Annotated in this window: 12 protein-coding genes; 10 read left to right on the top strand and 2 right to left on the bottom strand. The window is 43.3% G+C overall.

Translation table 11 applies throughout. The features are described from left to right. Positions 1-4 precede the first annotated feature (4 nt). The 8 genes from prfB to Q0Q74_RS01665 all read left to right on the top strand — a co-directional run bounded on the left by prfB (position 5) and on the right by Q0Q74_RS01665 (position 10,303). Positions 5-1,142 (top strand): peptide chain release factor 2 gene (prfB, locus tag Q0Q74_RS01700; protein ID WP_294427890.1). Its coding sequence is split into 2 segments (ribosomal slippage): positions 5-73 and positions 75-1,142, totalling 1,137 coding nucleotides; the frame shifts between segments, so codons are not numbered across the junction. Then, positions 1,142-2,899 carry a hypothetical protein gene (locus Q0Q74_RS01695; RefSeq protein WP_294427888.1) on the top strand — a complete coding sequence of 586 codons (1,758 nt, stop codon included), beginning with the start codon at positions 1,142-1,144 and terminating at the stop codon, positions 2,897-2,899. Before prfB ends, Q0Q74_RS01695 begins: the two co-directional genes overlap by 1 nt. Before the next feature lie 18 nt (positions 2,900-2,917). After that, positions 2,918-3,787 (top strand): signal recognition particle-docking protein FtsY, encoded by an 870-nt coding sequence (ftsY, locus tag Q0Q74_RS01690; protein WP_294427886.1) that lies wholly within the window; start codon positions 2,918-2,920, stop codon positions 3,785-3,787. Positions 3,788-3,937: 150 nt separating this feature from the next. Next, the gene (locus tag Q0Q74_RS01685; protein WP_294427884.1) at positions 3,938-5,215 is read left to right on the top strand and encodes a hypothetical protein; all 1,278 of its coding nucleotides are present in this window, start codon (positions 3,938-3,940) and stop codon (positions 5,213-5,215) included. Continuing rightward, positions 5,205-6,563, top strand: a complete 1,359-nt coding sequence (locus Q0Q74_RS01680) for an ABC transporter permease (protein WP_294427883.1) — start codon at positions 5,205-5,207, stop codon at positions 6,561-6,563. Before Q0Q74_RS01685 ends, Q0Q74_RS01680 begins: the two co-directional genes overlap by 11 nt. Next, a complete protein-coding gene (locus Q0Q74_RS01675) occupies positions 6,556-7,257 on the top strand; it encodes an ABC transporter ATP-binding protein (RefSeq protein ID WP_294427880.1) in 702 nt (233 codons plus the stop codon). The genes Q0Q74_RS01680 and Q0Q74_RS01675 overlap by 8 nt, the downstream gene beginning before the upstream one ends. Continuing rightward, positions 7,257-8,585 (top strand): FtsX-like permease family protein, encoded by a 1,329-nt coding sequence (locus Q0Q74_RS01670; protein WP_294427878.1) that lies wholly within the window; start codon positions 7,257-7,259, stop codon positions 8,583-8,585. The genes Q0Q74_RS01675 and Q0Q74_RS01670 overlap by 1 nt, the downstream gene beginning before the upstream one ends. A 74-nt stretch (positions 8,586-8,659) precedes the next feature. Further along, positions 8,660-10,303: a bifunctional UDP-sugar hydrolase/5'-nucleotidase gene (locus Q0Q74_RS01665; protein WP_294427877.1), complete on the top strand. Its 1,644-nt coding sequence runs from the start codon at positions 8,660-8,662 to the stop codon at positions 10,301-10,303. A gap of 117 nt (positions 10,304-10,420) precedes the next feature. Here the strand turns inward: Q0Q74_RS01665 and Q0Q74_RS01660 are convergent, their stop codons facing one another. Both Q0Q74_RS01660 and Q0Q74_RS01655 read right to left on the bottom strand, forming a co-directional pair. Further along, positions 10,421-11,389, bottom strand: coding sequence for a formylglycine-generating enzyme family protein (locus Q0Q74_RS01660; protein WP_294427876.1), 969 nt, complete (start codon positions 11,387-11,389; stop codon positions 10,421-10,423). 166 nt (positions 11,390-11,555) lie between these two features. Further along, positions 11,556-12,542 carry a magnesium transporter CorA family protein gene (locus tag Q0Q74_RS01655; protein ID WP_294427874.1) on the bottom strand — a complete coding sequence of 329 codons (987 nt, stop codon included), beginning with the start codon at positions 12,540-12,542 and terminating at the stop codon, positions 11,556-11,558. A gap of 80 nt (positions 12,543-12,622) precedes the next feature. Between Q0Q74_RS01655 and Q0Q74_RS01650 the strand changes: the two genes are divergently transcribed. Together Q0Q74_RS01650 and Q0Q74_RS01645 are read left to right on the top strand one after the other, a co-directional pair. Further along, the gene (locus Q0Q74_RS01650; RefSeq protein WP_294427872.1) at positions 12,623-13,255 is read left to right on the top strand and encodes a flagellar protein FlbB; all 633 of its coding nucleotides are present in this window, start codon (positions 12,623-12,625) and stop codon (positions 13,253-13,255) included. Between the two features lie 134 nt (positions 13,256-13,389). Then, positions 13,390-16,473, top strand: a complete 3,084-nt coding sequence (locus Q0Q74_RS01645) for a response regulator (RefSeq protein WP_294427870.1) — start codon at positions 13,390-13,392, stop codon at positions 16,471-16,473. Positions 16,474-16,524 lie beyond the last annotated feature (51 nt).

The following is a 16,524-nucleotide window of genomic DNA, read 5'->3' as shown; positions in this document are numbered from 1 at the left end:
AATAATGTTAGAAGAACTTAAAGAACCGATTTTAAGACTTGAAGAAGATATTAAAAATGTTTGGGGGCGTCTTTGACGCAGCTTCAATTGACAAAAAAATAAAAGAAACCGAAGCACTTACTTCATCTCCTGATTTTTGGAACGATGCCGAAAAGGCGCAGAAAGTCATGAACGATATCAAATTGCTCAAAGGCCGTGTAGAGCCGTGGCGTGAATTGATGCAGCAGATTGACGATATCAAGACCCTTTATGAGCTTGGAACTGACGGCGGTGATGATTCTATAGAAGAAGAAGTGCGCGCAGAACTTTCTGCCTGTGAGAAAAAGTTTGAGGAACAGAGCATTTTGAATCTTCTTTCTGGTGAAGTTGACAAGAACGGCTGCTTCCTTACGATTCATGCCGGTGCGGGCGGAACAGAAGCCTGCGATTGGGCTTATATGCTTTCGCGAATGTATATCCGTTGGGCAGAACGACACGGCTACAAACTTGAGACGGTCGATTTACAGGAAGACGAGGGCGGAATCAAATCAACCACCATTCAGATTACGGGCGATTATGTTTACGGTCATTTGAAGGGCGAGGCGGGTGTTCACCGTCTGGTTCGAATCAGTCCTTTTGATGCAAATGCGCGCCGCCATACATCATTCAGTTCTGTTTTCATTTTTCCGATTCTTGATGACACAATCAAAGTTGATATCCGTCCTGAAGATTTGCGAGTTGACACTTACCGCTCTGGTGGAAAGGGAGGTCAGCATGTAAACAAAACTGACTCCGCTGTTCGATTTACTCATATCCCAACAGGAATTGTCGTTCAGTGTGATAGCGAACGAAGTCAGATTATGAACCGTGCGACTTGTATGAATCTTTTGCGTGCAAAACTTTATGCTCATTATGAAGAAGAGCGTGCCAAAGAAACTGCGAAATTCGGTGCTGAAAAAAAAGATATTTCATGGGGAAATCAAATCCGAAGCTATGTCTTCCAGCCGTACACGATGGTCAAGGATCACCGCACAAAATTCTCAGTTGGCGACATTCAGGCTGTAATGGACGGTGACATCGATCAGTTCATCGATTCCTTCCTTCAGGCTCAGTGGAAGGGCCTGCCGGTTGGTGGCGATGACAGCGACGATGATGATTTGTAATGAAAAAAGTTCTTTTTGCTTTTATTTTGATTTTTCTCTCTTTGCCGGTGTTCTGTGACAACTGGACGCTCGGCGTGATGGAATTTTCTTTTAAACAGAAGCAAAAACGGGCAGAAAGCACTTCCAAGGCGGCTTCGGTTCTTCCTCAGCTGATAATCGAGCAGTTTTCTAACGAAAATATGCGCACTGTTCCCCAAAAAGAACAACTCGACCGTAAGTTAAAGGAACTTCAGACGGCACGCCTTTCTCTCTTTTTGCAGCTTTCCAAAGAATACAAGACTCGTGATTCACTTGTCCTTACGACTACAAATTCAAGAAAACTCAAAAAGCTGCTTGAAGATGAAATGGAGAAAATCCGTGATATCGAAGTCAAAATTGACGAGAACCTGGCGGAAGTGAAAAAAGCGGTCGATGAGGCGGCTCCAAAAATTGCCCGCGATGAAGAAATTGCTGAAGGAAAAAAACGGGATGAAGCCAAAAAAAACGCGGGAATGTTCCCTTTTCAGCTTCCATTTCCGTTCTTTCAGCGTGATGAAAAAGACCAGATTGTTTCAGAAAATGTAGTTCTTTACAAAGGCGATTCTACGGCACTTTTTAAGCCAGCCGAAAAATCTCTTGAAGCCGGATTCACTTCATGGGATTTTGAGCAGGAAGTCACTTCTGCGAAAATCAACGGTCTGATTACCGGTGAAATTACGACTTACGGTGATTACTGCTCGGTTACGACGAATCTCCGTATTTATCCGGGCGGCCAGATTTTGGGCACAGTTCGCGAAGTCGGGCTTTTAAGTGATTTGATGCCGCTTGCAACTTCAATTGCCCGTAATCTCGATTCAAAAATTGCGAATGCATTACCTGTAGTGCTTGAATTCGAAATCGAACCTAAAGAAATTGCCGCAAATGCGAAAATCATGATTGACGGCGTTGTTTTTTCACTTAAAAAGAGTGACGGCACTTTTGACAACAAAATCATAAAGGATGCGGGAATTCACAGAATTAATATTTCGGCTGACGGTTATGAAGAGCTTTCTTTTACCTATGCTTTTTCTGATGAACAGCGCTTTTTGATTCATGCAAATCTTGTTCCTGAAGTGCATGGACTGGCAAGAATCAGGCTCAAAAAATATCGTGACGGTGTTTTTCATACATACGGACTCTTGCAGTCACCTGTTACCAAAGAAGAACCATGGGCAAACCTTGAAGTGAACAGCAAATCTGTTTTGGGTGTGTTTACGGTTCCAAAAGAGAGTGAGGATGATTCTGATTCCAGCAATATCGCTTTTTTCAGAATTCCAGAAGTGTCTGCCTTTGACGGTGCGAGTCTTGTCGTAAATGCAAAAACCTTTGACCGTGAGGCAAACATCGACAAACGAAGACGCTGGATGTATACGGCTTATACGGCATTGATTTGTTCGCTTCCGCTTACTTTTTATACGATGGGCGAATTCACTTCGGAAAACACGGCATATTCTCAGGGCTATGGGGATTATGACCGTCTGCGTGACCTTCAGAATCAGTCGAATATCTGTGTTGGAATTTCTACAATTTTGGGAGCATGGACTGCGGTGGAGCTTGTGCGCTATTTGTGGGCGGCCGATCGTGTTCTTCCTGCTAAGGCAAAAATCGACAAAAAAGCGATGAAGGCAAATGCCAGCGTGAAGCTTCCGGCTCCTGAAATTGAAGTGAACGCTGAGTCTGAGACAGAAAGTGAAAAATCTGCTACAATAATAGAAAACAATGAGATAAATGTGAACTAGAAAAAAAGTGGGGAAATTATGGCAAAACTTTCATTTGCACAGAAGTTTAAAAATCTTTTCAGTTCCAGAAAGATTGATGAAGAATTTTTTGAAGATTTGATAGATGCGCTCGTTGAAGGTGATATGGGTGCAAAAATGGCTTATGAAATCAGCGAAGAACTTGAAAAAACTTGTCGTGCCAAAAAAATCACTGACGAAGCATTGATTAAGGCCGAACTTAAACAGATGCTTCTTCCATATATAAAAAAGTGCGAATTCGTTCCTGAAAAGGGCAAAGTCAACATCTATATGATGCTTGGCGTAAACGGCGTCGGAAAGACCACGACTGCTGCAAAAGTTTCAAAGCTCTATAAAGAAGCCGGTGAAAATGTAATTATGGCGGCGAGCGACACTTTCAGGGCGGCAGCGGAAGAACAGCTTGAAATGCACGGTGAGCGTCTTGGAATTCGTGTCATTGCTCATCAGCATGGAAGCGATCCAAGTTCTGTTGTTTTTGATGCGGCAGAGTCTTGCAGGGCAAACGGTGGCGGTGTGATTATTGCAGATACCGCTGGCCGTCTTCACAATAAAGAAAATCTTGTTCGCGAGCTTCAGAAAATTGACAGAATCGCAGCACAAAAGGCCGATGCCGGCTGTTTTAAGAAAATCCTCGTGATTGACGGTACGACAGGGCAAAATGCGCTTCGGCAGGCAGAGGTTTTCTCTGAGAGCGTTGGAGTGGATGCACTTGTAATCACAAAGTACGATTCAACTGCCCGCGGCGGCTGCCTTTTCTCAATCGGAAAGCAGCTTTCTATCCCGGTTCTGTTTGTTTGTACCGGCGAAAAATACGAAAACATAGAGCCTTTCAATCCTGAAAAATATGTCGATGAATTTCTCGGAAATTAGGGAAGTGCTGATTAAAAATTGTCATTGCGGTGCTTTTTGAAGGCAAGCAATTTTTTGGAAAGTGAGTTGAAGCCTGTTTTTCTTAGGACTTTTTTTGGAATTCTCTTTTTTGGGTGTGGGTTGCTCCCTGCTTTTTCACGGGAACTTTCTTTGAACGAGGAAAAGGCACTTTCTTATGTTCAGAACCTTGTCTTTGAAATCACCCGCTATAATGCCAAAAGCCTCACTTCTATGCCTGAGGCAATTCCCCTTGCGCAAATCTCAAAAACTGCCTCAAATATTCTGACTAAAAGAAAAATCGTTGATTCAGTGAGAAATCCTGTGTACCTCTGCGAATTCTATTTTCCAGAAAAAATCGGAATAATCGATGCGACTTTCTGCCCTGAAGATTTATATGTAACAAATGATTTTTTCGCAGGGATAGAAAATATTGAAGGTGGCGAAGAAGAGGAAGAATCTGACGGTGAAATTATCGAAGAATTCGACTGGATTGACCAGATTTTGCAGACTCTTAATTCTCAAGGGGTAAAAACCGAAAATCCTGATGCAATCGGAATCCTTGACGGCTCAAAAATCCTTGAAATGCTTGAAGACAATGACAGCCGTGGAATCGATTCGCAAGGTTCAGAAAAAACAGAGGATGAGGTTCCAGAAGAGCATTTCTATACAAAAAAAGACGGTGCTTTGAGGCGATTTTCGTATGACGGCGAGCAGTTTACTGTCTGGAAAGACGGTGAAAATACGGTTCTTGTTAATTTCTACGGCGAAAAACTCATTCGTAAACATTTTGATGTGCTTTATCGTCTTGTGAAAACCGAGCAATTCAAAACTGCTTCTGTTGCAAAAAACATAAAGCTCGAAACTGAAATGGATTATCAGTACGAAGGTGAATCAAATAAGCCTGTATCGCTGATTGAAGATAAGATTGCAGAAAAAAAGCGTGTTGAAAATCATTTTGATGAAAACGGGCGGATTGTTGAACTGCTTGAAAGTCATTATGAGGAGCGTGAAAAAAAATCCAAGAAAAAGAATAAGGATGCCGCTCCTGAAAAAGAAACTGTGCTCCTGAATGATAAAAAAACTTCCCTTACTTATGACGAGGAAGGACGAATTTCCGAAGAAAAAATCACGCGCTGGTCTTACAGGACAAATTCTTTCGGACGAAACCTCGTTGAAGAACATGAAACCAAAAATGTCTACGATTATTCCAGTGTGACTGAAAAAAACTCCCAGCCTGCAAATCTTTCTTTTTATGAGGATGGGGAACTTCATCTTGAGCGGAAATACAGTTCTGCCACCGATTATTCAGAAAAACTTTATTTTGAAGGCGGATTTTCTGTTGAGCTTTTGTATAAGGGCGGAGTGAAAACTTCTGAAATCATATATCTGGACGGTCAGGAGCAGAGGAGACGAGAATTTGAATACTAGGCTTTCGTTAAAAGATTTGTTTTCTTCTATTAAATCATCGCTTTCATGGATTTTTTTCGTGTCGAGGCGTTTTGCAAAGGTTGACAGAACTGGTTCTTCTGCACTTACGACGACTCTTGCTACTCTCGGAATCTGCTTTGGCGTCATGACTTTGATTACTGTAATCTGCGTGATGAACGGTTTTCAGCACAGCTTTATTGATGTCATAATGGAAATCAGTTCATATCATATTCGCGTAGAAAATTTTGAATCTGATGATGAGCTTGCCGGTGCGGATTTTTCAGAGCGAAGGGCTTCTTTTGAGTCATTCTGTCTTTCTGAATCTTCCGTACGGTCATTCACGCCGTTTTATGAGGCCCAGAGTCTTGTTCTCGGTTCTTATGGCAAGGAATCAGCTGCGATGATTAAGGCCGTTCCTGCTTCAATTTTTGAGAGTGATGCCGGATTTAAAAAACAGGTTCATATCATTTCCGGAAAATTTGACATTTCCGGGGAAAACAAAATCGTAATCGGCTCAGAACTTGCACGCAGAATCGGGGCAAGACTTGGCAGTGAAATCAATCTTTATGCGCTTTCCGGCGGCAGTGATGTTGAACTTTTTTCAGGCGACAGAATTTTCACTGTAACCGGAATTTTTCACACAGGATATGCGGACATCAATGCAGGTTTTGCTTTCATCAGCTTTGAAGATGGAAAAAAATATTTTGGTAACGGTGCAAAACTGATTTATGGTGTCAAATTGCTTGATGAAAATGCCGATGCAAGGGAAATCTCGCGAATTTCTTCTGAATTTCCGAATTTGAAGGCTGAGTCATGGAAGAACTACAATCGTTCTTTTTTTGGTGCATTGCAGGTCGAAAAGAATATGCTCATGGTTCTGGTTTTCCTGATTTTCGTGGTCGTTGCAATCAACATCTTTAACGGCATGAGGCGAATGGTTTACGAGCGTCGTGAAGAAATTTCTGTGCTCAGTGCTTTTGGCGGCAAAAAACGCTCGATTCAGTCGATTTTCGTTATGCAGGGATTTTTGACCGGTGTTTTCGGTTCGGTTCCGGGAACTGTTCTGGGGCTTTTCCTTTCAGTCAATATGGGCAGCGTATTCCTGCTTCTCTCTAAGCTTTCCTATTATGCGACCTTGATTGGCGTTATGATTTTGAATCCTGAAAACGGAGATTTTGTGCGGGAGAATCCCATGTTCATGCTTTATGCAAGCATTCCGCCCAAAATTTTTGTAAATGAAGTCGTGCTGATTTCCCTGTTTGGAATCTTTTCTTCTTTGCTGGCGAGTTTCATTGCGAGCAGAAATATCTTAAAACTGACTGTTGTTGAGGTGATGAGAGATGAGTGATATCGTTGTGAGCGTAAAAGCGCTTGAAAAAACATACAGAACTGAAGGTGAAACTTTAACCATTCTTAAAGATTTGAGCCTTGAAATCGAGAAGGGGCGAAAAATCACGATTGTTGGTGCCAGCGGAAGCGGAAAAAGCACTTTCCTCAATATAATTGGCGGATTAGACAGTGCAAGCGGTGGTGAAGTCCTGTGTGGCTCATATAATCTTTCACGGCTTGGTGAAAAAGAGCTTTCTGCATATAGAACTCATTTTCTCGGCCTCATTTTCCAGTTTCATTATCTTTTGAAAGATTTTACTGCCCTCGAAAATGTATTCCTGCCTTCCCTTATGGCCGGATGCTCAAAAAAAACTGCAATGGAAAAGGCACGGCAGCTTCTTTGTGATGTCGGACTTGAAAGCCGCCTTGACCATCTGCCGAGTCAGCTTTCCGGCGGTGAACGACAGAGGGTTGCTGTTGCCCGCTCGCTCATAAATGACCCGGAACTGATTCTTGCAGATGAACCGACAGGAAATCTTGATCCGCAGAATTCTAAAATGATTGGCGAACTGCTTTTTTCTATGGCGGACAAGTACCAGAAGACGCTCTTGCTCGTTACTCATGATATAAATCTTGCGAAGAAGGGCGACTTGTGCTATTCAATCAAAAATGGCCGTCTAGAGCCTTATGATTTGAACGGGAAGGTGAACTGATGACGCTTTCTTCTTCTATTTCTTTTGCATACCGACTGCTTTTTCCGAGGACAGGCAAAAAATCAAATGCGCGAAGAAGCCTTTTTGGTGCGCTTTTGTGCATCGGAATCAGTCTCGTTCCATTGATTATGGTGCTCACGGTTTCCAATGGAATGATTAAGGGCATCACTGAACGGATGATTGGTCTGTCTTCATCTCATCTTCAGCTTATCCTGTATCCGCATTCTGATTATTCAAAGAATGCCGAATCAATGAAGATTTTTGCTGATTCTATAAAGCTTTATGATTCTGGCGTAAAAAATGTTTATCCTGAGCTTCAGGGAATTGCGCTCGCTTCTTCTGTAAAAGGCCGTTTCGGCGCGCAAATTCGTGCAGTTGAAAGTGATATTTTTGAAAAAAATCCGTCTTTTGCATCACTTTTTGAGATTCTTGATGGAAAAATCGACTTAACTTCACGGAATTCCTGTGTTCTTGGAAAAAAACTTGCTGAAGATTTGGGCGTTAAGGCTGGTGGAACGATTCGCCTTATTACCACTAAAGAAAATGCTTCTGGAAAGACCATGCCTAAAATCACGCCGCTTAAAGTGAGCGGAATTGTTTCTTCTGGGTATCAGGAACTTGACGCTCTCTGGCTTTTTGTGTCGCTTGAGTCCGGATTTAACTTGATTTCGGCAAATTCATTTTCAGCGGTTTTTGGAATTGAAACCTACGATGCTTTTTCGCTCGACCTTCAGAAAACATACAATTCACTTGCTGCCTTTCTTTCTTCGGCCGGCCGTCTTTATCGTTGGAATGATTTGAACTCCTCTCAATACGAAAATTTTGCTTCCACTCAGATTATGCTTCTTTTTATTATGATGCTGATTGTGCTTGTCGCTTCCGTAAATATTTCAAGTGCGCTTATTATGCTCGTTATGGAACGAAAAAAGGAAATCGCAATCTTAAAAAGCCTGGGCGGAACTTCGGCCGGAATTTCCATTTCTTTCCTTGTTACAGGGCTTGTCACAGGATTTTTTGGAGTGCTTTTTGGTCTTCCGCTTGGCCTTTTCTGTTCAGTAAAATTCAACGCGATTATGGGTGGAATCGAAGCTGTCGTCAATGTTTTTGCAAGAATTTTCTATTTTATCAGCGATGGCAATCTTTCAAACTATGTGACGGTTCATCTTCTTGACGAGGCCTTTTATCTTCAAAATATTCCGCTTGTGATTCCTGCAGGTCAGATTTCGCTGATTGTGCTTGGAACACTGATTCTTTCTCTTCTGGTGAGCCTGTTCCCCGCCTTAAAAGCCGGCAAAGAAAAACCAATTGAAACTTTGCGAAAAATTTAATTTTTCTTTTAAGGCTTTTGTGATATAATCCACACCGTAATTAAAATGAAATCAAAAAAGGAGGATTTTCATTTATGAAAAAAAGATTCGTCTTTATGGCAGCGATTGCCGGCATTTTTGCAGCAATTGCCGTTTCTTGTGCGAGCACAAAGGCTGCTCCCACTCTTCCGGACAATGACATCGTAATTCTTTACACAAACGATGTTCACTGTGGACTTGACGATAATATCGGTTATGCAGGTCTTTCGCTCTACAAAAAGGAAATGAAGGAAGTAACTCCGTATGTTTCCCTTGTTGATGCAGGCGATGCAATTCAGGGCTCTCCAGTCGGAAGCATTTCTGAAGGCGGTTACATCATCGAAATCATGAATGCACTCGGCTATGAAGTTGCAGTTCCTGGAAACCATGAATATGACTATGGAATGAAGCGTTTCAATGAAATCGCAAAGGCACTTTCTTGCGGATACATTTCATGCAATGCACGCGACGAAAAAGGCAAGCTCATTTTCCCGGCATATAAGATTCTTTCTTACGGAAAAACAAAGGTTGCTTTCGTTGGTGTAAGCACTCCAGAGAATATCACAAAATCAACACCAGGAATTTTCAAAAATACAGACGGAAAATTCATTTACAGTTTCGGTGGCGAGAACAAAGGCGAGGCTATGTTTGCTGATGTTCAGAACGCAATCAATGAGGCACGCAAAAAGGGGGCTGACTATGTAATTCTTTTGGCTCACCTTGGTGAAAAAAATGTTACTCCTGAATGGAGTGCAGAGAGTGTTGTTGCAAACACAACTGGTGCAGATGTCCTCATTGACGGTCACTCTCATGAAATCACACCGGGACTTGTCGTAAACAACAAGGAAGGAAAACCTGTTACTATTACACAGACAGGCACAAAACTTAATAACATCGGTAAGCTCACAATTGCAAAAGACGGTGCTATAAGCGTCGAATTAATCAATTCTGTTCCTCAGAAAGATGGCGTTTCTGTTGATATGGAAATCAAAAACATGATTGATTCTATCAATGAAAAATTCGCAGCTTATCTTGGAAAGAAAGTCGGTGAGTCTGACTTCTCTCTTGTCGCTACAGACGAAAACGGAAAATGGCTTGTTCGTAACCGCGAGACAAACTTGAGCGATTTCGTTGCAGATGCTTTCCGCAGTGCTTACAAGACTGATATTTCTCTCGTAAACGGCGGTGGAATCCGAAAGACTGTTAAGGCAGGTGATATTACTTACGGTGATGTATTCTCTCTTCAGCCATTTGGAAACAGGCTTTGCGTATGTGAAATCAGCGGTCAGGCTTTGCTTGACGAACTTGAATTTGGAATTAGACTCTATCCTCAGATGTGCGGTGGTATGCTTCAGGTTTCAGGCGTTACTTACAAAGTAAACGCAAACATTCCTTCTTCAGTAAAAACTGACGAGAACAGCTTCTTCACAGGTGTTGTAGAAGGCGAATATCGTGTTCGAGATGTAATGGTTAACGGTGAGCCACTTGATTTGAACAAAACATACACTGTTGCCGGAACAGCTTATGTTCTTCGTGAAAATGGCGATGGTCATAAGTTTGAAGGTCTCAAAGCTCTTCCTCGCGATGAATATATGTATGACCGTGATGCTGTTGCAGCTTATTTTGAATCTTTCTCTGGTAAAATCCCTGAAAGCTATCGAAATGAAAACGGTCAGGGCCGAATTGTATTCGAACAGTAAACTGTTTAACTGCTGATTAGCATTTATTGAGGTTAATCAGCACAGCCAGATAAAATTAAGGGCGGAAAACACAGTTGATTATGACTGTGCTTTCCGCCAATTTTTTTTGAGTTAATTCTATTTTACTGTCCGGCAAAATCGGAATCCAAGGTAGTCGTAGCATTCGTTCGGGTCGTAGCTGTAGCGGTCTCCGGCGTAAATAAACGGCGTGTATTCTGACCAGCTTCCGCCACGGCTTACGCGTTCGCTTCCTGCTTCGATTCCTGTTGCGCGTTCACCTGCTTCTGATTCAAGGTATCGCCCGTTCCAATCCCATACAAATTCACATACATTTCCGCTCATGTCAAAAAGACCAGCTCCATTTGGATTTCCGCTTCCTGGAACTGGCGGTGCATCTTCTGAAAAAGGTGTGCCTGCTGTGCCAACAATATGCGTTCTGTAAGCATTTGATGCTGACCATGAAACTTCTTCTTCTGGAATCGAAAAATCTTCTTTTCCGTATTTATCTACCTGACCTGATGCTGAGCCGCCGCTCTGCATTCCTGAGATTGTTTTTCTGGCTGCATATTCCCATTCTGATTCAGTGGGAAGCCTATAACCTGAAGCATTGAAATCGCAGCTGCAAAGGTCGCAGGAAATGGTGTCGGTTGCATCTTTGAGGACTTTGCCGTTAAGGGTGTAACATGGAGTAAGACCGTGAATTTCTGAGAAAGCATTGCACCAGATAATCGCATCATACCAGCAAATCATTGTGACCGGTTGCTCTCTTTCTGAGGCAGGTTCTGCACCTCTTTTTCCTCTGGAGCCTTCCTGACCGGGATTTATGAACTTGTAGCCTAATTCTTCGGCGATTACGCGGGTTTCATACCAGAGTTCGTAAGTCGTTTCATAGCGGTTGATTTCAAAAGGAGTAATCCAACGGGTTGCAGTGTAAGACTGACTGCCGTCACCGATTACATAGACATCATAAATTGAAGGAGATTCCGGGCCGAGCCGGACTGGTGAAAGAGAATTGAATTCCTGAGAGAAAAGAATTTGCTTACTCAAAGAAAGCAAACTGACTGCAACAACTAAAATCTTTCGCATGGAAAAACTCCTTCGGGGCGTTGCGGGGTGTCCCCGCAGAGAGGGTAGCGTCGCGCGGTTCAGGCATAGCCTTCACCGAGACTCGCCTAGAAACTCACCTCGTGAGTTTCTTCGCCTTCGGCGACCGGCTCCCTAAGGGGGATCCTTCCCCCTACATTCCTCATTCCTAATTCTTCTTTCGTTTTTTTGTTTTTTTGGCTTTTTTGACAGGTTTGAGGTTCATGATTACATAGGCGACGCCTGCTGACAGAATACAAAGGCCGCTTATGCAGAAGAAACCCGTCCATGTGGTTGAGGTGCTCCATGGAAGACGGATGTTCATGCCCCAGAAACTTGTGATAAAGCTCATAATCATAAGAACAAGCGAAATTACGGTAAGTTTCTTCATTATGACATTCATGTTGTTGGAAATGACATTTGCGAACGCGTCCATGACGCCTGTGGTGATTGAGCTGTAGGTGTCGGCCATTTCCATAGCCTGCCGGTTATCGATTTCAACATCATCGAGCCATTCCTGATCGTCTGAGTCGAGCTTTAAGATTCGCGTACGGCGGATTTTTTCGAGAAGAAGCTGATTGGCCTTGAGCGATGTAGTGAAGTAGGTGAGGGACTTTTCAAGGTTCAAAAGCTGAATGAGTTCGGCATTTTCGATTTGCTCGTGCAGTTCGTTCTGAATTGAAGTGACGCGGCGGCTGATTTCTTTGAGGTATCGAAGGAACATGATGTCGCTTCGTGCAAGGATTCTGATTAAGAAGGCCGGAAAGTCGTTGAGTGAAAGGCCTTTGATGCGGTTGTTGCTCAAATCTTTGAGAACTTCACAGTCTGTCCAGCAGATTGTGATGATTTTGTCCGAGAAGATTACGGCGCCGACAGGTGCGGTTGAGTAAGCGACTTCGGAATTTGGCGTGAAAACCGGAAGACGCATGATTGAAAGCACATAATCATCCCACTGTTCGATTCGGGAAAGCTCGTCCTGATCCATGACATCCATTAAAAGTTCTGGGTCGAGACTGTATTCGTTCTGAAGAGACTCAAGTTCTGACTGAGAGACACGGCGTGCGTCAATCCACAGACGCTTTGATTCATGCAGAGAAATTTCGTCTTTTTCGATACGGACAAACTGATTGTCTTCCTGAATCCAGTAGTTAATCATTGCAGAGTATTATAGCACATTTCTTAACTTTTGTGATAGAATGTCGATAATAAAACAAAGTTCTTTTTAGGTGGGATTTTATGGCTCGTGGAAACGGTGGAATCGGAAAATCAATTTTTCTTCTTATTTTGATTATTATTCTTTCTTTGGGCGGCCTTTTGTGGTTCGATTATCTTGGCGTAATTCATGCAAAAAAGGTTTTCGCGCCGGTGTATAAACTTTTCGGTCTTGAGCCGCAGACTTCCGTAACAGCCACAACTACAAAGCCTTTTAGTGCAGATTTGGATGAAGACAGGCTTGCAAAACGAATCGAGGCCCTGGACATCCGCACTCAGGAACTTGATAAGCGTGAAAGCGACATTGCTAAAATCGAAGAACAGAATGAGGCAATCGCAAAGGAGCTTGAAGACCGCAAAAAGTCTCAGGATGAACGCGAAAAGACCTTTAACAATCAGGTCAAAAAGTATGACGACCGGGCCACTAATATAGAAACAATTGCTTCATATTTAAACAGTATGCCACCGAAGACCGCTGTTGAGGAACTTCTTTCTCACGATGATCAGGATATAATCGATATTCTTCGAAAGGCTGACGAAATGGCTGCTGCAAGCAAGACTGTTTCAATGTCATCTACCTGGCTCATGTATATGCCTGCCGAGCGTGCCGCTACAATTCAGCGAAAAATGGCAAACAAACCTGAAAGTCTGGACTAAGAGCAATCTGTTTTTTCATTTACAGTTTTTCTTTCTCATTTGTTTTCCGTGTCGTTTTTTTAGTGCGAAACTGAAATTATTGGTGTAGAATATACGATAGAAGAGAGATTCATAAAATCTGGAGACTGTCGTTTATGGAAAGCAAAAAGCGTAACCTTAAAATTTCTTTGCTGGGCGGAATTGCCGTCGTCATAATCCTTGTTGGCGGAACTTTTTTGACAGGGCGAAGTTCCAGTTCTGATACAGGACAAGCCGTTCGCACTGTCAGCCTGCTTTTTATGACCGAGCTTACCAGCCGCCGTGAACAGGTTGTCGCAAAAACGCTCTCAGACTACATCACTGACATGGACATTGCACTTGGTCTCATGGAAAAAGATGACATTTCAAGCGTAGAGAAATTGCAGGCTTATCAGGCGAGAATGAAACAGCTTTACGGACTTGAAAAATTCGCCTTTGTGGACACGCACGGTCTAATCTACACTTCAAGGGGCACAAGAACTGACATTGATTTGTATCAGTTTGACTACAACACGCTTGCTTCCCCGGAAATTTCCATCAAAAATCAGGACGGAGACCATAAAAAGGTGATTGTCGCGGTTCCTGTTGATAGAATCCCTTTCAACGGTCAGACTCTCGTAGTCTGCTTCATGGAAATCGACATGAACAAAATGCTTGAAGGCGTTTCTCTTCAGGCGGACAACAACAGCACCACATTCTGCAACATTTACACCAAAAACGGAATCGCACTCTCAGACATGGTTTTGGGCGGATTGGCGAGTGAGAACAATCTTTTGAAGGCTCTTGAAAACGCCAGCTTTGAGAAAGGCTATTCGCTCGAAAAAATGAAGGCCGACTTTTCTAATCGTGACGAGGGGGCGGCTTCGTTTACATACAACAATATCCGCGGGACAATGTACTATATCCCTGTTCACAACACCGACTGGATGATTACATATCTTATCCGCGAGAGCATAATTTCTGACCAAATCGGCTCGATTTCCGATGGAATCATATTGAAAAGCGTGCTTCTTTCTCTGATTATTGCGCTTGTTCTTGCGACACTTTTTGCCTATGTCGTAGTCCAGAACCGTAAAAACGCAAAACTCACGCTGGAACGGGAAGTTTCTGAGGCAGAAAACAGAATCAAGCAGGAAGAACTTGAGGAACAGCTTGCCTTGCAGCAGCAGATTACCCGTCAGGAGCGAAAACGAAGCGAGCAGGACAACATGATTACAGCCCTTGCCTCTGATTACAGGAGCGTTTATTACATCGACCTTGATTCTGACGACGGAATTTGTTACAGAAAGGGCAGTGCGGTTGTCGTTCCTTTCAAAGAAGGCGAGCATCTTTCATTCAGCAAGGTTTTCAGCGATTATGCCCTGAACTATGTTTCAGAAGAATATCGTGAGAAATTCCTTGCTTTCATCTCACCTGAAAATATCCGTGAGGCTCTGAATAAAAGCCCGCTGATTTCGTTCCGTTATCTTGTAAAAGTCAACGGAACAGAACGCTACGAGATGATGAAAATGGCCGGGGTCAGAAAGCAAGAAGAACGCGTTGACGGAAAAATTCACTTTATCGGCATGGGAATCAGCGACATCGATAGTGAAATGCGTGATTCGCTCGCAAAAAGTCAGGCACTTTCCGACGCACTCAAAGCCGCGGAAGAAGCGAGCAAGGCAAAGACTGTGTTCCTTTCAAACATGAGCCACGAAATCCGCACGCCGATGAACGCAATCATCGGTCTGGACAGCCTTGCACTGCACGACCCGGAAATTTCAGACAAGACGCGTGATTATCTTCAAAAAATCGGAAGCTCTGCGGAGCATCTTTTGAGCCTCATAAACGACATCCTTGACATGAGCCGAATTGAATCTGGCCGCATGGTCATAAAAAACGAGGAATTTGCCTTCTCAAAACTTCTCGCCCAGGTCAACACGATTTTCAGCGGTCAGTGCGAAGAAAAAGGACTCGAATACACCTGCCGCGTGAACGGAACTCTTTCCGATTACTATCTCGGCGACGACATGAAAATCCGTCAAATCTTAATCAATATTTTGGGAAATGCCGTAAAATTTACCCCGCAGGGTGGCTCGGTCAGCCTTGACATCGAAAAAACTGCCGAATTTGACAAAAAATCTACTATCCGCTTTAAGATTAGTGACACTGGAATCGGCATGAGCAAAGAATACCTGCCAAAGATTTTTGAAACATTCAGTCAGGAAAATTCAGGGGCTGCGAACAAATATGGAAGTTCTGGTCTTGGCCTTGCAATCACAAAAAGCATAGTCGAGATGATGAACGGAAACATCGTTGTCGAAAGCGAAAAGGGCAAAGGCTCAACTTTCACGGTGACAATCACATTGCAGAACAGCGAGCGAAAAACAGAAGAAAATGGTGAAGAAATCGAAATCAAGACCGAGGACATGAGCGTGCTTATCGTTGATGATGACAAAATTGCCGTGGAGCACGCAAAGCTCGTTCTCGAAAACGCCGGTTTTAAAGCCGACACCGCGCTTTCAGGTAAAGATGCTGTTGAAATGGTAAAACTTCGCCATGCCCGACGCGAGCCGTACAATCTTATTATCGTGGACTGGCAGATGCCTGAAATAGACGGAGTTGAGACCGCAAGGCTGATTCGCGAGGCAACTGGTGATGAGAGCGCAATCATAATCCTCACGGCATACAACTGGGACGACATATTTGAGGAAGCGTTGAAAGCGGGCGTTGACAGTTTTATCGCCAAGCCGATTTTTACGAGCAATCTGATTGAAGCGTTTAAAGAAGCACTCAAAAAGAAGCAAAAAGAGGCTTTGTCCGAAAAGAAAACGGCGGATTTAAAAGGAAAAAGAATCCTGCTTGCCGAGGACATGGAAGTGAATGCACAGATTATGATTGAAGTACTTTCTCTTAGGGAAATGCAGGCTGAGCACGCCGCGAACGGAAAAATCGCCGTGGAAATGTTCTCTTCGCATGAACCTGGCTACTATGACGCAATTTTGATGGACATGAGGATGCCGGAAATGGACGGTCTTGAAGCGACTGAGGCAATCCGGAAACTCGACCGCAGCGACTCAAAGACAATTCCAATCATCGCTCTGACGGCAAATGCCTTTGATGAGGATGTTCAGAGAAGCTTGCAGGCGGGATTGAACGCTCACCTCAGCAAACCGATTCAGCCGGATGTTCTTTTTGAGACTCTTGAAGGAATGTTGTGAGATTTTTGAGCCGCCTTTCTGATTTCTGCAAAAACTTGTAAATCATTCTCA

Origin of the sequence: uncultured Treponema sp., from assembly GCF_946187725.1 — a bacterium.
Lineage (GTDB): Bacteria > Spirochaetota > Spirochaetia > Treponematales > Treponemataceae > Treponema_D.
Note: the sequence above shows the minus strand (reverse complement) of the source record. Positions and strands in the feature narration are given on the sequence as shown.